The following is a 21537-nucleotide window of genomic DNA, read 5'->3' on the forward strand; positions in this document are numbered from 1 at the left end:
AGAGTGTTAGGTCGAGGGAGATGAACGTTGAACAAAAAAGGGCTTAAAAGACAACAAAAGGCGTACGATCTACTCTCGAGTGCATCGTTTGCTGACCCATTCTCATTCCTAGGTCCATACCTACAGGATGAGACACATGCGCTTAGAGTTTGGATGCCAGGCGCAGACGCTGTCGCGGTTGTTTTGGAAGATGGCACAAGAATGCCAATGGTGCGAGATCAGGCGTCGGGGTTTGTCCTTGAATCGGACCTTGATTTACGATTTACCCATTATCAGTTGGCTGTCGATTGGAATGGCACTGAGCAGTTGCTCGATGATCCATACCAATACCACGGTTTATATGCCGAATACGAAGAGCTACACACGCCGAAAGAAATGTACCACCAGATGGGGGCACAATTCATTTCGCAAGAGAGAGACGGTAAGCAAGTCGAAGGTACCCGTTTCTTAGTGTATGCACCACATGCCTCTGCCGTCAGTATCGTTGGTAATTTCAACGCTTGGGACGGACGTCGCAACCCAATGCAGAGACTCGACTACGGGATCTGGGGGATTTTCATCCCGAATTTGCCAGAGGGCACTCAATACAAATTTGAGCTAAAAGGTCCTGATGGTGAAGGTCTGCCACACAAGGCGGATCCATGGGGTTTCTACTCTGAGCAGTACCCATCATTTTCTTCAGTTACTTATAATCATGATCGTTATGACTGGCAAGATGCCAATTGGCAGCAGCGCCCGGTCACAGAAAAACGCAAAGAAGCCCTGTCATTCTATGAGCTGCACGCTGGCTCTTGGAAACGTAATGACAACGGTGACTTCCTAAATTATCGTGAACTTGCCGACGAGCTGATCCCCTATTTAACCGATATGGGCTACACCCACGTTGAATTGATGCCAGTTTCTGAGCACCCGTTCTACGGTTCATGGGGCTATCAGCCAGTAGGTTTGTTTGCACCAACCAGTCGTTTTGGTTCACCAGATGACTTCAAGTACTTTGTTGATCAGTGTCACCAAGCGGGCCTTGGTGTAGTACTGGATTGGGTTCCAGCACACTTTCCATCGGACGATCACGGCTTAGCGAACTTTGATGGTACGCCACTGTTCCATGATCCGGATCCACGCCGCGGTTGGCACCAAGATTGGAACTCGTACATTTATGACCTAGGTCGTGAACATGTTCGCCGCTTCCTAGTATCCAATGCGTTGTACTGGTTTGAGCAATTCCATATCGATGGTATTCGTGTGGATGCCGTTGCATCGATGCTTTATCTCGATTACTCGCGTAGCCACGATCAGTGGATTCCGAACATTGACGGTGGTCGAGAGAACTATGATGCGATTGCAACACTGAAGTGGATGAACGAAGAAGTGTATAAACACTTCCCGAATGCCATGACGATCGCCGAAGAATCTACCGCTTTCCCAGGCGTATCTGCGCCAACTTTTGCGGGCGGTCTAGGCTTTGGATTTAAGTGGAATATGGGTTGGATGCACGACAGTCTATCGTATATTCAAGAAGATCCAATTCACCGCAAATACCACCACGATACCATCACGTTCCCGCTTGTTTATGCTCACAGCGAAAACTATGTACTGTCTTTATCGCACGATGAAGTGGTGTACGGTAAGCGCTCGATCCATAACAAGATGCCAGGTGATGAGTGGCAGCAAACAGCGAACCTACGCGCTTATCTTGGTTATATGTACGCTCAGCCAGGCAAGAAGCTAAACTTCATGGGCGCCGAGTTCGGTCAAACGGGTGAGTGGAACCACGATGACCAGCTTCAATGGTTCTTGCTTGATTTTGAGCGCCACCAAGGTGTGAAAGCACTAACGAAAGACTTGAACTTGCTGTATCGCGCTGAAAAAGCTCTGTTCGATCAAGACTCAGATCCGAAAGGTTTTGAGTGGCGACTACAAGATGCTGCAGAAGCGAGCATCTTGGCGCACGAGCGTATCAGTGAAGATGGTGAACGTGTATTGGTTGTCAGTAACTTTACGCCAGTTCCTCACGAAGCATTCCGCTTGGGTGTGCCATTAGCAGGTCGCTATGAGTTACTGTTAAGTACCGATGATGCCTTGTATGCAGGTAGTGATTTTGGCGTTGTTCAAGTGGCAGAGACTGAGGCTGTAGAGAGTGAATCTCAACCTCAATCGCTATCACTTAAACTGCCACCACTATCAACGGTATTCTATAAATACCGAGGCTAAACGTCGTTAGGCCCTTTAGCGGAATTCTCCGCTAAAGGGCTTATTAGAATCCCGTCGAGTACTTCGCTTCTATTTCGGCTATTTTCTTTTCGATATCTTTAAGTTGTTGTCTCAACCTGATGAGCTCGGCTTTGTCTTTCGGCGTGACTGCCAATTTTACCGTCCCAACTCCGCATGCCTCGCGAGTGTCATGGCTAAACTTTGTAAACCCGTCAAGCGATACAGAGTATTCAACAAATTGGCTCTGTTCTTTGTTTGATGCTCTTACATCTACGTTCTTGCCTTGTTTACTTTGCAGTATTAAGCGATTAATAAGCGCTAAATTCTCTTTCGTCGCTCTCACAAACCCAGACTCTTTGCTATTCGAGAACAACTGTCCCTCAAAAAAAAGTGGCTCGTTTTGGTCGACTCGAAACGCTAGATCAACTTTAGCGTTTTCATTGTCGAGCTCCTGAGCAAGGCCAAACGTGACAAGGAGCTTAGAGCGGTCATCGCAGCGTATACCAAAAGTAGTGAACTTATTGTCGACTAAATCCCCAAAACCCCATACTCGATGGGTTTCAATTCGATCAAACTTATCGATATTGTGTTCGTTAAACCAACTTGCATAGGTAGCAGTAGGTGCCGAGACAAGAAGGGCTAACAGCATTAGATACATTTTCACTCGTACTATCCCAGCTTGGTAATTAATTCTCGTTTTTGCATCTATAAGGTTAGGTACCTAGTTGATTTTATGCCAGTTCTGTCAGTGGAGAACCTAGAATTCTCGGCTACACTGACTAGTATTATCTGTTTATATCAGCAAGTTAGACACTTGTCTGAGCGATACTGACGAAAAATTAGGGGATATTAATGATTACAGCACTTTATGCGTCACTGCTTGCCGCTTTGATGATTTGGTTATCTTTTCAAGTCATCAAGCAACGCAGGTCTAACCAAGTCGCGTATGCTGATGGAGGTGTTGAATCGCTGCAGATTGCGCGCAGTGCACAAGGCAATGCCGTTGACTATATTCCGATTACGTTAATTTTAATGGCTTTGGTTGAATATAATGGTGCGCCAGCAGTTTGGATACACGTTATTGGGGTAAGCTTTATGGTGGGGCGTTGGATGCACGCGGATGGTATTCTCAATAAGCGCTTTAAAGGTCGCGTTAGAGGAATGAAGGTGACAATTTTTGCCATGGCGGGTTTGATTGTCTCTAATCTTTTTTTATCTTCCGTTCGATAGGCTACTTTGATGATGCGCTCGCTCCTGCCACCCGCATGGGTGATGGTCTCAATAGGCCTTATTCTGAACGTCATGGCTATTGTGTTGTCTAGCCAGGTGCTAGATAAAATGTCGAGTGACATTGCGATGATTCAGGAGCGCAAAGAAGCCAACTTATACTCGATGCAACTGGCATGGAATCAGGTGGAAACTTTAGAGAGAAAGCGTGAAGCTCTGCTAATACATTTAGACGGTAATAACATCGATCCCGATATAGCCGATATGTTAAGGGTTCAGCTATCTCAGTGGGTTACGGCACAAGTCCCACCGATCCACAGTAAACACCTCAACGATTTAATGGCCATGATCAATAGTGCTCAAGACACGCAACGTGAACTCATCGATGAGCTTTATCTTGATAATCTAGGGCTATCTGAAACGCTTGCGAGTATTGAAGAGGAAATGGCGTATTACAAGAACATTGCTGTTTTCCTGCAGATTTTGGGGCTTGCTCTGATACTCGCTCGCGATCTGTCTCGCCGATCATTGCCAAATTGATATACACTTAGAACTTACTTTTGCAATTAATGAAATAAATATGCTCACCCGTTCTGATGATTTAGAAATACTGCTGTCTGTTATTGATAGCGGTGGCTTTTCCGCGGCCGCAGAGGCTCTAGATATTCAAGTTGCGAAGGTCTCTCGCAGTGTCAGTAAGCTTGAAACTCAGCTAGGTGTAACGCTTCTTAATCGAACCACGAGACGTATTGAGCTCACCGATGAAGGTAGACAGTTTGTCGATGGGGTTAGAGAGGGTCTGCGTATTCTTCAGCAAACTGAAGAGGATATTGTCGCAAGAGGTGAGCTTCCAAAAGGTCGCCTCAGGGTCGATGCCGCCAGTCCTTTTGTACTTCATCAATTAGTACCGTTGGTTGCCGAGTTTAATAAGGAATATCCTGATATAGAGTTAGAGCTAACCTCCAACGAAGGCTTCGTGGATTTGCTGGAGAAGCGGACGGACGTCGCGATTCGAATCGGTAAACTCACGGACTCAACTTTGCACGCCAAGCCGCTCGGAAAAAGTCTGCTCTTTCTCGTGGCCTCTCCCGATTACCTAGCTCAGCGAGGATATCCGAAATCGGTCAGCGATCTTGGTACTCACAGCTTAATAGGGTTTGTGGGCGCTAAGGTGTTAAACCAGTGGCCGCTGCCTGGTACTCCGACGATTCAACCCAGCATGGTTTCTAGCAATGGTGAAACCGTCAGACAGCTTGCGTTGGCAGGTAATGGTATTGCTTGTATGTCTGGCTTTATGGTCAAAAAGGATATTGAGGAGGGCAGGTTAGTGCCATTGCTTGAGTCTGATAAATTGACGACCACTGGCCGTGAACAAGTTAACGCCGTGTACTATCGCTCGTCTTCTGTCGCAAGGCGTATCACGGCTTTTATTGAGTTTATTCAACCTAGGTTATCGCTCTAGCTTTATTCCTCCTTATAGGAACATGGCTTTTGCGATTTTGACAAAAGCCATTTGCGATTATTGCTCTCAATCTTAACGTTACTCATGGCTAAACTGTCCCCATTACGATATTGAGGACATACGACATGATCTTTTCTAACTTCAACTACGATCAACTTGAGTTAAGCAATCGCATTGCAATGGCGCCTATGACACGCTCGCGCACGACTCAGCCGGGCGATGTACCGAATGACATGATGGCAACCTACTACGCACAGCGCGCTAATGCAGGTCTGATCATCACTGAAGGTGCGCCTATCTCGGTTATTGGACGGGGTTACTCGATGACGCCGGGTATTTATACTCAAGAGCAGATCGAAGGCTGGAAAAAAGTGACTAAAGCCATTCATGACCAAGGTAGTAAGGTGTTTGTTCAGCTTTGGCACGTGGGTCGTCGTAGCCATGAATCTATCACGGGTGAGCAGGTCCTTTCGTCGTCAGCGATTAAAGAAGCCGATCAGGTCTTTGGCCCACTACCTGAAGGTGGTTTCGGCATGATTGAAACTGGCGTGCCTCGCGCTATGACGGAGCAAGATATTCAGCAAACCATCGCCGATTATGTCCAGGCAGCAAAAAATGCGATGGAGGCTGGCTTCGATGGCGTTGAGATTCATGCAGCGCACGGTTATCTGATTGACCAGTTTATGCGTCTTTCAAGCAACAAGCGCACAGACCAATACGGTGGCTCACAAGAGAATCGCGTTCGATTCTTGGTTGAAGTAATGCAAGCTGTTGTGAATGAGATTGGCGGTGACAAAGTGGCAATCCGTGTCTCTCCACACGTAATGGAAGGGTTCGCTGATAAAGATCCTGAGATTGTTGATGTCGTGAAAAAGGCGTTGATCGCATTGGCACCGATGAATCTCGCCTACGTGCACTTCTCAGAGAACATCTCGCGCTACGTGGAAGCGCCAGAGTCGTTCCGTAAAGAGGTTCGTGATATCTACCCAAATCCAATTATGATTGCGGGCAAACTGACCAAAGAGAGTGCAACAGCGCTACTAGAGAACAACTATGCGGATCTTGTTGCGTTTGGTACACCTTATGTGACCAACCCAGATCTTGTGGCGCGTTTCAAAAACAACTGGCCGCTGGCCGAGTTTGATGCTGATGCTCGTTTAAGTTTGTATGGCGGCGATGAAAAAGGGTATATCGACTACCCTGAGTACCAATAAGACTAAAAGCTAAACTGAGCAGAAAGGCGAGTGTTCGAAGTTGAACCCTCGCCTTTTATTTTTCTATTGAAGTTCAGTTATTAGTACGTTTTCGAGACTGACATCATCCAGTGAGTTTGTACTGTGTTGGTGTCTATTGATGGTCACTCATTTGGGTTGCTAGCTAGGAGTGAACCGTGTTCTATGCCGTGTTCCTATAGGACCCATTTTGTTCGCAGTACAAAATTCATTCAGACTTGGTTTTTTACGCGCCCTATCGATTGATAGTGCCGAAAGCTCTAGCAAGCTACCTGTGAGAAACCATTTTATGAGAACGTTAATTTTGTTTTGTATCACTCTAGTCGTTGGGGGATGTGCTGTTGTGGAGCCCACGCCAGAGAATGGATGCGACCCTTCAGGAGTTCAAGCCAGTCACAATGAAGCTAATGCTCTTGCTGCACTATCCTTGGCAAGTTTCGCTGCTGGTGGAAGTAACCATTCAGGGCTCTCGGCGCATGCGGTGACGGCTGATCAGCAAGCGGAAATCATTAAGCTCAAAGTCGAGCTATGTGAACAGCAATTAGAACAGTCGAACCAGCCTTAATAGACCAGTTCGACAGGCAATGGGGGATTTGGAACAAAGTGTCCGTGATTAACTTAATGTTTGTGTGAGGGTACCAAGCGTATCAGTTAGATCTATACGAGCCTTGCAACCGTTGATGAGAGTCAGGTTGGGAGGTCGATGACCAATGTCGAGATCAATCATTACAGGTATGTCGAGCTCTTTTAAGTGAGTTTCTAAAGCCTCATAGTAGCCTAGGTCGTTTGGGTTGCTCGAGTCAGGGGCCGCATTGCGTCCAATGAGCAGCGCGCTAATATTAGAAAATATGCCGCGAAATTTCATGCTGAGCAGCGTTCTAACCACTTCTGTCGGCGGCATTTCTGCATTCTCTAAATACAAGACAATGCCTTCGGGAAATCTGTTTGCGAACGCGTCTAGATCGAGATACTCAGTACCAAACAGGTGCGATAAGGTGTCCCAGCATCCGCCTATCAACCTTCCTTCCACTGCACTTCCTGATTTCGGCTTGTTGAGCCAGCGCCATTGTGTTGGAGTGTCGAGATTTAGTCCTGATGCTGGTGCGTTGACAAAGTCGGGCCATCGACTTGCATAGTGAGTTTGCTCCGTTTGTATGAAGCTTTCGCCTAATGGGGTGCCTAAATTGGCGATGGTGCTTGAAGTCAGTGGGTCAATCGCATTTGGCGAGAGGTCCATTAAGTTCGAGCAATGGGCGGTTGCCCAGCCAAGTTTACTCGCGAAGACCGCAGAGATGGTACTGACATCTGAAAAACCGAGAATCCACTTAGGGCGAACGGTATTGAGTTTTTTAAAGTCGATAAGTGGCAGAAGCTCCATCGCGACTTCTCCACCCCACGGTGGGTAAATAGCATCAATATGTTCGTCCAGTAACATAGACATTAACTCATCCGCTCGTTCAGTCGCGGTACCACTAACATGCTTCCCTTCATCGAAAAGACAATTGCCAATCACAAGGTTGAAGCCGAGAGATTCAAGGTGCTTAGTTACACATTTGAAGCGTGAAAGATGCTGAGGCGCGATGCCAGAGGAAAAGGCGGTGATACCTATGGTACTGCCGGCTGATAGAGATTTCGGGTACTGCATGAACGGCTCCGATGTTAGCTATGGTAGAGCCAGACTATCTGCTTAGTTTCATAAATACAATGAGTTAACAACGATTGGGTCGCTTAGTTTAAGATGCTGCTCCGACAGATAACAGAGCAGCATAATTGTCCTTGTTAGCGTTTATCTAGCGCTGCTGTTTGTCTAGCGCGGTAAGGCCAATGAGCAGAGGGTTAGGGATAGGGTTGCCAAGCTCAGGCAAAGGGCGTTCGCTGCTATCACCGTAGCCAATTTTGAAGCGAACTCGATTGAGACAGATCTTGTCGATGCTTTCGCTGAGTAAGTTGAACTGTTTAAAGCGCTCTTTGAATTCAGGGTGCGATGTCTGATACGTTTTTACTTCATCTGCCAAATAGCCATAAAACAGTGCCTCTGAAATCCCTTCGCTCTCTAGCCAAGGAGAGACAAATCGTAGCACAGTAACAAAATGGCCAGTGAGCAAATCATGAACCAAATAGTGCGGCGGCAAACGGGTGAGGTTGTCTTGAATGCTTTGCTCTAGGGACGCCAGTTCGGGGTACGGTTGATCGACCAGTCGAAGATCTCCATGGAAATCCTTGATAATACAACCAGTCGGAATGTTATCTTCCAATACAAGTGTCACGTTTTGACCATGGGCAACAAGACCGACACCATAGCGACACATTAGATGGTAAATTGGTATGACAACATGCCGAAACATAGCGCGTAACCACTGTTCATGAGACAGGCCTGATGAAGCGATAAGCTCATTAATACACGCATTACCTTGCCCATCGTCTTGCATGAGTGTCGCCATAGAGAGAGGTCGCTGGTTGTCACTCAGCACCGCCTCAGCACGCTCTCGCCAAATACAGCCAAGCATTTCGCTGTAGCGGTATGCGCCTTCGATCTTGGATTGGTAGGGGTGAGGGCAGTAAACACCCCCTAACTCTTGTTGAACATGAAGGCCGTTTTTCTTTAGGAGAGGATCACGGCTTGCGATGTTTGCTAGCCATTTGGAAATCTCTGGTCCCTGCTGAATGTACTTTCCGGGTATGCCTCGATAGCAAGAGGTGTTGAGTATGGTGAGCGCGGTTTTCACATCATATGGCACTGAGTGGTCTAACGTGCTCAGAGTACGAATGGATTGTTGAGGGATCCAGCTTCCGCCAAGCAAGCCGAGATCAATGATGTCTTCATCTTGGAGGTACTCTTGGAACTGAACAGTAATAAAGCGCTGGTATTGCCATGGATGAACGGCAAGCACGAGATATTCATTCAGTTCGCGCTGTGGGATCTTGGTGACAATGTCTGAGTAATCATGCTCAGACATTGTTTTGCTTAGTACATCAAGCGGAGTAAGGTCAGAGCGAAAGCCGAAGTGACACAAATGCTTCTTGATAGCGATGTATCTGAGTTGGAAGCCTTCGCTTGTTTCTGGTGAGTACCGCGCAAGTTCTGCTTCTCCCCAACCTAATCGGCCTTTATTAGCAATGATTTTAGGGTGTGCATCGAGATATTTTTGCCTTTGAATTTCAGAGCAATAGACAATATCTTGGGTCGTCACTTTATCCAATGTCTCCGATCGCTTAATTTCACTGAACAGCGTTTGCTGTATTTCTTCTAAAAGACCCGACAGATCAATATCATTAATCGAAACTGTCTTTTGTAGATCAATTAAAAGCTGAGTAATTGTAGGGTTATTTTCGTCGTTACATTTAATTGAGCCAGCAATTGGGTTTCTCATCCCCCAAATACTTTGCTTTGCTTGATAAGACCAGCGTTGTCCATTTAAAACAATCTCTATATTTTCAATGCCTTCTTTAGTCTGCATTAGAGTATCGAATTCAAATAAATCCTCAAAATCTAGCTCACTAAATGCTTTAGCCATTAGCTTCTGGTTAGCCACTTCCCAACGTTGGTTTCTCACTACTATGAACCTCTTCTACGCTATCTATCTGATAATGCTATCAATATAAATGTTAAACAATTTATAGATAATGTATTGACAAACGATAGTGAGATCAACAATCATAGTGATAATTATTATCATTAACGTAACTTTTGTTGCACTCTTGTAGCCATGTGGATGTTAGGTGCCCTGCTCTCAATGGGGCTAAATCAGACTTTATTATTTAGTTTTCTGCCGTATGTAGCAGATGTGTTAGGCATATCTGGTAGTTCGTTAGAATGGTCTGGCGTCATAATTTTATTGAACGTGAATTTGCTGAGTTATTTTATTGGTTCAATCTATTGGCCTAATAAAATAACAAGTGATGGTTTTGCTATTAGCGCTCGTCTTGCCTTTGCGGGTTATGCTTTAGTTAGCGTGATTTTTATTGTTGTATTAACGCTATTGTCGTTTGATTTATCTTGGCATTGGTTATCTTTGATTATTCTTGGTACGACAAGATTTGCAATGGGGTATTTTTCCAGTGCATTTCTCCCTATTGCTCATGGATATATATTGGCTCAGAACCATGACCATGCTTCGCAGTATAAACAGCTCTCTAGAGCAAGCAGTGCACTAACACTCGGTCGTTTAATCGGACCGGGCTTAGCGCTTATCCCCATAAATTGGCTGCTGATATTGGTGATACCGCTTCTCCCCATGTTGTGGAGTTACTTCCAATGTCCGTCTACTGACAACAATAGACAAGACCACAAGCATCAGGCCTTGCCTGTTATCCAAAGGCTTAAACTTGTCCCAATTTGGACGCTCATTTGTGCTCTGCTCACCACCGCTTGGGTTGCAAGTTTTCAGTTAGCGCTAGCTCCTGAGGTTCACCGTCTGATTCCTACGCCTGCTGAGGCGAGTCACCAATTGGCGATGTTTCTACTCGGAGTCTCGGTCGTCGCCTTATTTGGTCAGGCTGTGCTTATGCCCTTACTCGCCAAATTTATTAGGGTGCGTATCAGCTTGATGGTTCTTGGGCTGCTTGTATTCACCGTTTTAATCATCTCCAAACCAGCGACTTACCCAGTTTTAGTGATGGCAGGAGTGGGCTTGGCATTGGCGGTGTCGGCTCTTCCTACTTGGTATAGCCAAGTAACGTATCACAATGCGGATGAGCGCATAAGCAAGGTATCTGTCAGCGGTTTGATTGCTCAAAGCCACTCCATAGGGCATCTGCTCGGAACGGGAGCCACGGCACTGTTTTTGTCCCTGGGCGTAAATGCGCTCTATGCATCAGCCCTATTTGCCTTACTTCTTTTGATCTCGATGTGCGCTATCGGTAGCACGTCATTGTCACCTTCAACTATGTCTATATCAGAAAAATAAAGGAACATTATGAACACTCTAGTGAGAAAGGGACTTCCCCTAAGCTCCTTAGCTCTTTTAGTCCACAGCACGGTTTACGCCGAGCCAAAGAACGATCTGGATACTGTGATTGTCACGGGTACTAAGATTCAAACCACGATTGCAGATTCTGCAACCACTATGTGGGTAATTGATCAAAAAGAGCTAGAAAAGCACATCAATGCCGGGACGGATTTGAAAGGTGCATTAGGTCGCTTAATCCCAGGGGTTTGATTTTGGCAGTGGTAGTCGAACCAACTATTCACAGAATCTTCGTGGCCGTTCTGCGCTAGTCATGATCGACGGCGTATCGCTTAACTCGACACGTGAAATCAGTCGTCAGTTTGACAGTATTGACCCCTTCAATATTACTCGAGTTGAGGTGTTATCTGGTGCCACGGCATTGTTTGGCGCGGGTGCATCGGGCGGTATCATCAACATCATCACCAAGAAAGGAGAGGCTGGCGACACCAAAGTGGAAGCGCGAGTCGGAGGTGTATCTGGCTTTAACAGCAGTGAAGATCTGACTAAACAAGCGGCGCTCGCTATCTCTGGTGGTAATGAGACTGTTGCGGGTCGACTCTCTGTCGCTTATGAGGGCAAGGGGGCCGCTTATGATGGTGACGGTAACATGATCATGCCAGATATCACTCAGACCGATATGCAGTTTAACCAAGCTATCGATGTCATGGGTAATCTGGAGGTTAATATTGATGAGCAGCAATCGCTTTCTCTAACAGCGCAGTACTACGATAGTCAGCAAGATACCGAGTATGGCGCTTACCTTGGTCCTAACCTAGCCGGTCTATTTGGTTTTCCTGAGCTTATTGAGATTCGTAAAGGACTTAAGCTCGATGAACAACCACATACAGAGCGCGTCTTTGTGAATGCGCAATACAAGCATGACAGTGTGTTAGACCACGCCTTGCTTGCTCAGCTTTACTATCGCAGCGAATCATTAGGCTTCTTCCCATTCCCTGATACAACGACACCGATGTACGGTTCCTCAGTTCAGGATACCAGCATCTTTGGCGGTAAGCTGATGCTGCAAAAAGAGTGGCAAGATGTGGCACTAAATTACGGTGGTGAGTACGCCTCGGAAACCTTCAGTGCAAAGCAGCGCGTATTTGATCTGCAAAAAGCGATGGCGTCTGGTGCGATGGAGTTTGAAAAGCTTCGTGAACTGCAACGCTACCCTAATATCGATACGCAAAACGCAGCACTGTTTGCTCAGGCTAACTGGCGCGTGGCAGAAGATTGGTTACTAACCGGTGGCGTGCGCTATCAGAAAACCCGTTTTGATGTCAGTGACTTCGTTGGTCTATCGCAGCAAGAGTATGTCGCTGCGGGATTACTATCTGGTGCCGACGCCATTCCCGGTGGCAGCTCATCAACAGACGTTTGGTTGTTTAATGCTGGTGGTGTCTACGACTTAGCGGATAACCAACAGTTATGGGCGAACTTTAGCCAAGGATTTAACGTACCGGACCCTGCCAAATTCTATGGAAAAGGCACCTATGATCTGACATCCAACCCAGGACACGCAACACTAACTAACAGCGTTAGCATCAATAATACTCCGCTACCTGGCGTGAAAACGAACTCGATCGAGCTGGGTTGGCGTGCCAGCAGTAATAACTATCAAACTCAGATTGCAGGCTACTACTCGCTATCGGATAAAACGCAGAAGATTAATACCAGTGATCTGACGTTAGACGTCGGCAGTGAAGAGAGCCGAATCTACGGTATTGAAGGCCAGTTTGATTACTACTTCACTCAGAATATTTACGCTGGTGTACAAGGTCAGTGGATTCGCAGCGAAGAGAAGAACCAAGGTGCTTGGCAGGATATGACCGTTCAGTTTGCTAGCCCATCAAGCGCGGTAACTCGCGTTGGTTACGACAATCTTGATTATGGTGTGGAAGTGTTCTTGCAGTCACTGGCTGACTATGAAGATGCCGATAACAACAAGCTAAATGGTTACAACATCGTGGGTTTGTCTAGCTACTACATGCTGCCTGTTGGTCAGATCAACTTCGGTATTGAGAACTTATTCAATACAACATACGAAACGATCTGGAGTCAACGAGCACAAGTATTGTACAGCGCGGTGTCGGCACCAGAATTGTTCAAATACAACGGTCAGGGTCGAACCTTCGCGCTTAGCTACAGTGCTGAGTTCTAGTCAAATTCTTGCTCACCTTCGCACGAGGAGGTGAGTATCTAGATTGACCTTAAGAACGACAATCTTCTATCAAACGTCAGTTGGCTTAAGACATATAACAATGAAACAAGAACTTAGTTTTCTATACCAGCGCGTGTCCTATCACGTGCATGAAATGCGCACGCCTGCGCCCGACAACCAGCAAATGCAAGCCATTCTTCAGGCTGCAATGAGCACTCCAGATCATGGCAGATTAAAACCTTGGCATTTCTTGGTGATCGAACCATCACAGATTCCTGACATGATCAGCCACTTACGTGATGCGTGGCTCGCACACGACAAACAGGTATCTACCGCACAAGCGAATCGACTGGCGGACTATCTCGCCAAGGCACCAAGCCTAATTCTGATTTCTGCGCAGGTGCAAGACCATCGCGAAGTGAGCAAACAAGATCAACTGCTCTCTGCGGCGGCAGCGTGTCAGATGACCTTACTCGCCGCCGATCAACTTGGTTTTGGCGGCGTTTGGTACTCCACCGATGCGATTGAGCTACCGGGTATTCGACAGTTACTCGGACTCACGGAAGTACACGTCCCTGTGGGCTTTATGGTGTTTGGGACCCCAGTAGAAAAACGAACTAAAAACAGAGGCAGTGTGAGCGCACATACTCAAGTTTGGCACGGACCTAACCAAGTCACCCATTGGTTAGACGAGCATTAAGGATTAGCAAAACATGACACATTCACTGACTTTTCAGTCCTTCTTTAACAGTTTATTCGTCGATATGCAGGGAAGCACGGATCTCTGCCAAATCAACAACAAAGCGATACAGTGCGCAACCTTTGAGCTTAATAATGCCCAGCTTTGGTTGCCACTTAGTTACTGCTCACCAACAGGTCGTCATCGGTATGAGGGGACGCTTTACCTCAATCAAGATGATCACTGCCAGCCTCTATCTTTCCCAGAAGCGCTAGATTGGGTGTTAGCGAGCTACGATGATGGCGATGCAGCAAAGCGAGATCGACTCATTCAGCGCGTTGGTGCATCGGATGAGTTTGTTCAGCGAGCGAGTCAATCTAAGCAAAAGCGTGGTGCTGGCGAGCCAGTGACCTTTATCGAATCGGAACAGTCACTGATTGGTGGGCATAGCATGCACCCAACACCAAAAAGCTGTGCGCCACTGACTCAAGAGCAGCAAGCAGTATACCTTCCAGAGTTTGAAAACAGTTTTGAGATAGAGTGGTTTTCCGTCGCGAAAGATCGCCTGATGTCAGAGTCGGTTGGGGAATCTGCTCACTCCAAACTGGAGACGCTATTTAAGTTAAGCACTGTGGATAGCGAGCGACCGAATATCGCCGAAAATCATGTGGCTTTCCCAATGCACCCCTTGCAAGCAAAGGCGTGGCGAAAGAGTGATGACTACGCCGCGATGGGCTGTGACATGGTTGATTTGAACACAAGCAGCTCAGGGTGGCGAGCGACCTCTTCGACACGAGCGATTTATCATCCTGATATGCCCTGGATGCTCAAGGTTTCACTCCCTATCAAGCTAACCAACTCGCTGCGCTTGCTGTCGGTTAAGGAGGCAAAACGCGGTACTCTGTTTAGCCGTTTATTGGCGCATGAAGCCGGACATGAGCTTGCTCAGCGCTTACCAACGACAACCTTTATCGAAGAGCCTGCTTGGGCAACGGTCACAAACCCACAAGGAGAAGGTTTAGACTTGCCTTTGATTAGTTTGCGCGATAATCCATTCTTTGCTGAAAAACGAATCCAATCGGCGAGCGCTGCAGCCAATGAAGACCAAACTCATCTGCTTGCGACGGTTAATCAAGTTTGCGCAGGACAGCAGCAAGCTCAAGTTGTCAGTTGGATTCAGCAAGTCGCGAAGCGCGAAGACATTTCTCAACATCAAGCGGCATGCGATTGGTTTGGTGCATTTATGCAAAACGTCATTGCTCCACTTTGTGTCGCACGCAGCGATTACGGTGTGGTTATGCTTGCCCACCAACAGAATATACTTTTGCGAGTTGATAACGGAATGCCAGCGGGCATGATGTATCGCGATTGCCAAGGCAGTGGCGTGACAGAACTTGCTTTAGAGCGTTTTGCTTCAGTGTTTGAAGGTGAAAAGCCAGAATATTTCATGGAAGGTGAGTTTGTGAATCCTTATCTTGCCTATTATCTGATTGGTAACTCTTTGATCAACACAGTGGCAGCCATTGCAGCAAGCGGTATGGTGACAGAACAAGCGCTATATCAGGTATGCCAAGAAAAGCTAGCGGCATTGGCAGCAGCATCACCAGTAGACCCTAGCTTTTATAACTACTTGTTGAACTCAGATACCCTGCACTGGAAGCGGAACTTTTTATGTTTTGTGGAAGAACACAATGAAGCGACACTGAGCGACCCGACTAAGATCTATCGCGAGATCCCTAATCCGCTCAGTGAGGGCGCGCTCCCTGATTGCGTGAAGCCCCTACCAGATGGCTCTGACGTTGCTATCTATCCGTTAGCGACTAATCAATGGTCTTTTAAAACCAATGGGATTGAACGTGGTCTTTTAAGGGTAAATGAGACTAGCGGTGTTATCTCAGTCAAAGTCGATACTGACGACCCGCTTATCTATTGGTCTGGTCTAGAGCACGCTTTCTTTGCGCTGGATTGTCAACAAATCACCTGTGAACATGCACCTGAGTTTGTCCGAGGTTGTCTTGATACTGAGCAACAAATGACGAGAGCGAGTTTGTTGGAGCATGCGCCAATTTGGCATCGCCCAGATGATTACCCGACTGACGAGATTAGATTGGAAGCGAATAATGGTTTAACTCATCCAGCGAGACCCGCTAAGCCGGTAGACGTTTTTTATCAGCGCTATATCTATGGTCTGAATAAGGTGCTTACATTCCGAAAGGCGTCGCTTTCCAGAGATCTTGAGTGCTTCAATCGTTGGCACAACGATCCCGCGATTTCGCCTGTATGGGAGTTGGAAGGGTCTCATCAAGACCATATCGACTACTTAACTAAAATGGAAACGGATCCTCATCAGTTTCCTGTCATAGGTGAGTTTGATGGGGTGCCATTTGGGTACTTTGAAATCTACTGGACGGCAGAAGATCGATTAGGACCCTATTATCCAGCGCAAGACTTTGATCGTGGTGCTCACATGCTCTCGGCTAACCCGCGTTTTCGTGGTTGGCGTTATTTCTCTGTTTGGTCCAGAGGCATAGTGCACTACTGCTTCCTGGTTAACGCCCATACAAACAATGTAATGGGAGAGCCGAGAGCGGATAACAAAAAAAGTCCTCGCACTCACCGAACGGATTGGATTTGAGCATCTGTTTGATTTCGATTTCCCGCATAAGAGAGCGGCGATGCTGCAATGCAAGCGCGAACGCTTCTTTGAGTTTTATACGTCCCAGGCTAGGTAGGTAATAGAATGAAAACAATAGATTTTGATTTAGTAGGTGTCGGCATTGGCCCGTTCAACTTAAGTATTGCGGCATTGGCAGCACCGAAGTCAGAGATCAGCACGCAGTTTTTGGAGCGAAAGCTAGAGTTCGCATGGCATCCCGGATTGCTCCTCAACCATGCCAAAATGCAGACCTCTTTTTTAAAAGACTTAGTGACGGCAGTTGATCCAACAAGCCCGTACTCGTTTTTGAACTATTTGGTACAAAAGCAGAAGTTTTATCCGTTTACGGCACGCGGCGACTTTATGATTTCTCGTCTAGAGTTCTCAGATTATATGGCGTGGGTTGCGAAACAACTGCCAAACACCCAGTTTGATGCTGGGGTGAGTGATGTGCGTTTCGAAGGTGACCAATTTGTCATTCAGTCCAATGGGCAGACTCTCACTAGCAAACATCTTGTAGTAGGGACCGGAACCCAACCTGTCGTGCCGGATTGTGCAAGGGGTAAGCTGACCGACAACTGTTTCCACGCTCACGAAATGATGCAACGCAAACCTGATCTCCGCGGCAAGCGAGTGGTGATTATTGGTGGCGGACAAACTGGCGCTGACATCTTTCAGCACATCTTTGCGGGTGACTTTGGTAAGCCGCGTCAGCTTGATTGGGTATCGCGCCGAGCAAATCTTGAAGGGCTGGATGAGAGCTGCTTCAGCGACCAGTTCTTTATGCCAGATTACGTGAATCAGTTCTATCATCTGGACAAAGCGCAGCAAGCACGCGAAGTCTCTCGGCAAAAACTCACCAGCGACGGTATTACAGACGACTGCCTGAGTATCCTTTATCAGGCTTTGTATCATGACAAGTATGTGTTGCAAAACCCTAAGTGGTGGAGCATTCAGCCTCATCAGGAACTAGTAGGTTTAGAAACGGCAGATGAGCTAAACCAGCTCACACTCAAGCATGGGATTACTAATAATATTAAGGTATTACAGGCTGATGTCGTGATTCTTTGTACTGGGTTCAAGCGAGTGCTAGCGCCGTGTTTAGAGAACATTGCTGACCAGCTACAACTTGATGAGCTGGGGCGTCCTTTATTGAATGAGGATTATGCGGCGTTTTGGAAGCAGCCGACAGACAGCAAACTATTTGTCGTGAACTCGGGTACTCACAACCACGGTATTATTGAGCCCCAATTGAGCTTAGCCGCTTGGCGAGCGGCGACAATCCTAAATAGTGTCAGTGATAAACTGCTCTATAACAATACCAACTCAAGCAATATTATGGATTGGGATTTACACTCTTCTTCGAGTCCGCAGATAGTCCAAAATAGCAACCCGCGCGATATTGCATCGTGACAAGTGCACCGCAAACAGTAAGCCCCGCATTGAATGCGGGGCTTACTGGTGTTTGAAGGTTTCTCTGACTTACGCGCGCACTCTTAAAGAATGTGAATGCAAGTTGTAGGTGATCGCGGTTGTCTGCCCTTGTTGAATGATGTTGAAGCATACTTCGTTGTCATTCCAAGAGACATCACTAAGAGTCGTATCACCATCCGAGTTCGACATATCGTGCAGCACTATTGTATTCAATGTTGCCGCATCAGAGCGTACTAGCGTGTAGGCTAAATTTGACGTTGCTGGATTATCCGGTGCTTCACCAATCAATACATCACAAGGCGAATCAAAGCGCATGTGTTGCTTAAATGGCTGTTGACCTTCTATGTCGTAATGTCCGTTGTAAGCCTGAACCGAAGTTAAAATATGAGTCTCGGTCATCCGTTCTAGCGGTCCATTTAGCGGGTTTTTGCAAGATTCAAAGTCTTTAAGCTCAGAATGAGTGCCTCGAACATGGTAGGTCAAATCGAGCTGTTGTCTATGCGGGTTCGCTATGAAGTTTGCTTCAATGTACGCATCTCCCACACAAAATAGAATGCGTCTAAACATCACATTCTGATAAGAGGCGTTATCCCATTGCTCAATGGTGTGACTATCAACTTTCGCTGGTGGTTGATTCCAATCTGCTAACGTATCGATGACCTTACAGATCGGAGAGTCGGAGAAGTGCAGCAATGTTGGGTTAATTGGCGATTGGTTTTGCTGATTCACAACGAGTGTGTTGTGGGTGGCGGTATTTTTGTAGTAACCATAATGAAGCTCTGCTCCGTAACCAGTGGTACCTAGATCGGGCAGGATCTCTTTGCCATCACGCACCAAAATAAGGCCCAGTCGATCGTAGTGATCATGCTCACCGCCATAAGGGCTGTGCTTAAGAAGCATGGCGTTGTTTTGTAGTTGATCGCAATGAATCGTCACACCTGCTTGCGCAGTATGAATTGAGCGGCATTGTAACGGTAGCGCTGTCGGTAAAGTATCGACACCGTAGAGCAGTGCATCGATATTGTCGCGTGAGATGTTCTGATAGATGCTCGATAGAGCACTTGCAAACTCGTCACATGGGTATTGAGCGTAAGCGAACTCGAACAAATGAGAGTGCGTGATTTTCTCTTGCCCAGCAATACAATCGTTAAGGCGCGGGAAGTCGCCTGTATTTAGTACCAGGTTCAATGGAAACGTTAGCATCTTCAGGAAGTTCGGATTTGAGCTCACCGAGTAAGGGGTGTGATACGCCATTTTCTCGAAGTTCAATAGTGCCTGCAGGGCATAGTAATGATAATGGATTGAGCCTTCGAACCACATCCCCTCTTCGGTACAACCATTATTGAGTTGGTAGTGAATACCGTAGTCAGTATTCAGCGCGAATTCGATGTAGCGGCTTTCGTCGAGTATTAATCCGATCACACCGATAGTGGCATTGATTTTCATCTCATGGTTGTGCAACTGATCGGTACGATACTCCATCAAGAACTCAGCGCCTTCACGCAATAAACGCTGTTCTATGTAGTCACGTTCTTCGGCAGTAAACTCGGAGCGAACAAAATCATAGCCGCGAGCTAGATCCAAGTGACAATTGGCTTCACAAAGTGTTTGTGCATTCGCTTTACCTGGACCATTGTAGGGAATGCCACCATGCACTTCGTAGTCCGGATAATATTTGGCAGACTGCAGCAGGATTTCTTTTACTTTCTCAAGAAAGCGCGACTCCCCAGTAAGGTTCCAAAGTAGACCTAAGTCATAGCAAGCCTTTGCATTTAATCCGTTCAGCCAACGCCACCATGCACCGTCATAAGGTTCACCAGTAAACTCTTTGCCATCGACAGGACAGCAGTGAGAGTTAGGTTTGTTTCTATCCCAAGTCAGACGAACGCCGTGCTCGGGGCAAAAATAATAGAGGTTCCAGGTTGCACGACCGTCTGGTGGTACTAGTGTGTCGCTGTTGAGTACAACCTCATTATCTTTAATTAGTTGTGAAATAGTCTCTTCAGAGGCGCGCTGTCTAATGGTTTGGATTTGTTGTTCACTGAATTGGATCATTGTGCGTCCCCTGTGACTTCATGTTGAGGAAAGTTGAAATAGCGCAGTGCATTGTAATAACAGATATTTTGAATCGTTTGTTTGAGAAGACTCTCATCGTTGGGCAATTCCCCACTCTCTACCCAAGATGCGAGGAGGTTACATAGAACGCGGCGGAAGTATTCGTGACGACTCATTGAGAAAATATTTCTCGAGTCCGTTAACATGCCCACAAAGCGACCGAGCACTCCGAGGTTTTTGAGCGTGGTTAGATGAGCCTCCATGCCATCTTTGTGGTCGTTAAACCACCACGCTGCGCCAAACTGAATTTTTCCGGCTGCGGTATCGCTGTCTTGGAATGCCCCAGCAATACAGCTGAGTAGGGCGTTGTGATTTGGATTGACGCTGTAGAGGATGGTTTTTGGTAGTTGGTCACTGGCATCGAGCGCGCTGAGCAGTTGTGTTAGCCCTTCGGCGATCAAACGATCATTAATCACACTGAATCCAGTCCCACCTCCGAGAGCCAGCTTTCTTCTCTCGTTCACATTGACGAGCACACCGATATGAACTTGCATTGCCCAGCCGCGCGCATGGTATTGCTTACCAAGTTCCTGAAACAGATAGGTTTTGAACTGAATGACTTCTTTGTCTGTTAGGGGTTGTTGCTCGAGGACTTTTTGGAAAATGTCTGATGCTTTGTTTTGGCAGCAAGACTCAAATTCAACGATAGTCAGCCCAAGGTCAGAGAGTCGACAGCCCAAGTTATGGAATACGTCCATTCTTATCGTGATGGCATGCATCAGATCACTAAGGGACGTTATGTCGCATTCCGTTAGGTGTTCTAATGTATTGATAATGCGGCGATAGCTTTCGACATCGGTAAAACCAAACAGATCATCAGCTCGAAATGTCGGTAGTACGTCTACCTCGAAATCAGACTCGGCGATGAGCTGGTGGTAGTTAAGCTCTGACAAGGGAGAATCGGTTGTGCAAAGCGTTTTGACCTTGCACTGCTTCAACACATTTCGAGTGCTGAGTCTTTGCGTCGCCAATTCTGATTGGCAATGTGCCCAGATGGCGTCGCTGTTTTTGGGGTCAAGCAATAGCTCGCAATTGAAGAATCGCTTTAATTCTAGATGCGACCATTGATAGAGGGGATTACCTAAAATAAACGGGGCAGTCTCGCACCACTTTTCAAACTTTTCTCTATCACTTGCATCACCAGTAACATAGTACTCATCCACACCATTGCTACGCATGGCACGCCACAAGTAATGGTCACTGTGCAACCAGCTTTGGGCAATATTGCTAGCACAGTAGTCTTCCCAAATCTCTTTGGCATCAAGGTGGTTGTGATAATCGATAATTGGCATCTCGCTTGCGAAGCTGTGATAAAGATGCTGCGCGAGAGGTGATGCTAAAAGAAAATTGTCGTTGATATAGTCTTTGCTCATACGCTTTGTCTCAAAATACTAAGTAAGACACTGATTTT

15 protein-coding genes and 2 pseudogenes are annotated in these 21537 nt (G+C 46.7%); 12 read left to right on the forward strand and 5 right to left on the reverse strand.

From position 1 onward, the window contains the following. The first annotated feature begins 27 nt into the window (after positions 1-27). Positions 28-2211, forward strand: a complete 2184-nt coding sequence (gene glgB / locus AC6I8Y_RS23430) for a 1,4-alpha-glucan branching protein GlgB (protein WP_498021913.1) — start codon at positions 28-30, stop codon at positions 2209-2211. A gap of 43 nt (positions 2212-2254) precedes the next feature. On the opposite strand, the gene AC6I8Y_RS23435 is transcribed toward glgB, so the two are convergent. Continuing rightward, the gene (locus AC6I8Y_RS23435) at positions 2255-2875 is read right to left on the reverse strand and encodes a hypothetical protein (RefSeq protein WP_498021915.1); all 621 of its coding nucleotides are present in this window, start codon (positions 2873-2875) and stop codon (positions 2255-2257) included. Positions 2876-3063: 188 nt separating this feature from the next. On the opposite strand from AC6I8Y_RS23435, the pseudogene AC6I8Y_RS23440 reads away from it, so the two are divergent. From AC6I8Y_RS23440 to AC6I8Y_RS23460, 5 genes and pseudogenes are all read left to right on the forward strand, one after another. Then, positions 3064-3451 (forward strand): annotated as a pseudogene (locus tag AC6I8Y_RS23440) (MAPEG family protein). Positions 3452-3453: 2 nt separating this feature from the next. Continuing rightward, entirely contained in the window at positions 3454-3978 is a 525-nt protein-coding gene (locus AC6I8Y_RS23445; RefSeq protein ID WP_234497790.1) for a DNA mismatch repair protein, read from the forward strand. A gap of 40 nt (positions 3979-4018) precedes the next feature. Next, on the forward strand, positions 4019-4900 hold the full coding sequence (locus AC6I8Y_RS23450; protein WP_234497491.1) for a LysR family transcriptional regulator: 882 nt from the start codon (positions 4019-4021) through the stop codon (positions 4898-4900). 125 nt (positions 4901-5025) lie between these two features. Next, positions 5026-6114 (forward strand): alkene reductase, encoded by a 1089-nt coding sequence (locus AC6I8Y_RS23455; RefSeq protein ID WP_498021917.1) that lies wholly within the window; start codon positions 5026-5028, stop codon positions 6112-6114. 307 nt (positions 6115-6421) lie between these two features. Next, the gene (locus AC6I8Y_RS23460) at positions 6422-6697 is read left to right on the forward strand and encodes a hypothetical protein (protein WP_252016118.1); all 276 of its coding nucleotides are present in this window, start codon (positions 6422-6424) and stop codon (positions 6695-6697) included. A 48-nt stretch (positions 6698-6745) separates the two neighbouring features. Here the strand turns inward: AC6I8Y_RS23460 and AC6I8Y_RS23465 are convergent, their stop codons facing one another. Together AC6I8Y_RS23465 and AC6I8Y_RS23470 are read right to left on the reverse strand one after the other, a co-directional pair. Beyond that, on the reverse strand, positions 6746-7777 hold the full coding sequence (locus AC6I8Y_RS23465) for a S66 family peptidase (RefSeq protein ID WP_498021919.1): 1032 nt from the start codon (positions 7775-7777) through the stop codon (positions 6746-6748). Positions 7778-7922: 145 nt separating this feature from the next. Continuing rightward, entirely contained in the window at positions 7923-9686 is a 1764-nt protein-coding gene (locus AC6I8Y_RS23470) for an IucA/IucC family protein (RefSeq protein ID WP_498021920.1), read from the reverse strand. A 180-nt stretch (positions 9687-9866) separates the two neighbouring features. Here AC6I8Y_RS23470 and AC6I8Y_RS23475 point away from each other — a divergent pair, with 180 nt between their 5' ends. From AC6I8Y_RS23475 to AC6I8Y_RS23500, 6 genes and pseudogenes are all read left to right on the forward strand, one after another. Continuing rightward, on the forward strand, positions 9867-11039 hold the full coding sequence (locus AC6I8Y_RS23475) for an MFS transporter (RefSeq protein WP_498021921.1): 1173 nt from the start codon (positions 9867-9869) through the stop codon (positions 11037-11039). A 9-nt stretch (positions 11040-11048) separates the two neighbouring features. Then, positions 11049-11291 carry a hypothetical protein gene (locus AC6I8Y_RS23480; RefSeq protein WP_498021922.1) on the forward strand — a complete coding sequence of 81 codons (243 nt, stop codon included), beginning with the start codon at positions 11049-11051 and terminating at the stop codon, positions 11289-11291. 55 nt (positions 11292-11346) lie between these two features. Further along, a pseudogene (locus AC6I8Y_RS23485) lies at positions 11347-13242 on the forward strand (TonB-dependent receptor); the annotation flags it as partial. Between the two features lie 100 nt (positions 13243-13342). After that, positions 13343-13942 carry a nitroreductase family protein gene (locus tag AC6I8Y_RS23490; RefSeq protein ID WP_394149911.1) on the forward strand — a complete coding sequence of 200 codons (600 nt, stop codon included), beginning with the start codon at positions 13343-13345 and terminating at the stop codon, positions 13940-13942. A gap of 13 nt (positions 13943-13955) precedes the next feature. Beyond that, positions 13956-16556: a GNAT family N-acetyltransferase gene (locus tag AC6I8Y_RS23495; protein WP_498021923.1), complete on the forward strand. Its 2601-nt coding sequence runs from the start codon at positions 13956-13958 to the stop codon at positions 16554-16556. Positions 16557-16661: 105 nt separating this feature from the next. After that, entirely contained in the window at positions 16662-17990 is a 1329-nt protein-coding gene (locus tag AC6I8Y_RS23500; RefSeq protein WP_498021924.1) for a lysine N(6)-hydroxylase/L-ornithine N(5)-oxygenase family protein, read from the forward strand. Between the two features lie 69 nt (positions 17991-18059). On the opposite strand, the gene AC6I8Y_RS23505 is transcribed toward AC6I8Y_RS23500, so the two are convergent. Together AC6I8Y_RS23505 and uxaC are read right to left on the reverse strand one after the other, a co-directional pair. Continuing rightward, positions 18060-20066 (reverse strand): heparinase II/III domain-containing protein, encoded by a 2007-nt coding sequence (locus AC6I8Y_RS23505; protein ID WP_498021925.1) that lies wholly within the window; start codon positions 20064-20066, stop codon positions 18060-18062. After that, positions 20063-21499: a glucuronate isomerase gene (gene uxaC, locus AC6I8Y_RS23510; RefSeq protein WP_498021926.1), complete on the reverse strand. Its 1437-nt coding sequence runs from the start codon at positions 21497-21499 to the stop codon at positions 20063-20065. The genes AC6I8Y_RS23505 and uxaC overlap by 4 nt, the downstream gene beginning before the upstream one ends. Positions 21500-21537 lie beyond the last annotated feature (38 nt).

This window comes from Vibrio sp. KUL78 (genome assembly GCF_059725505.1).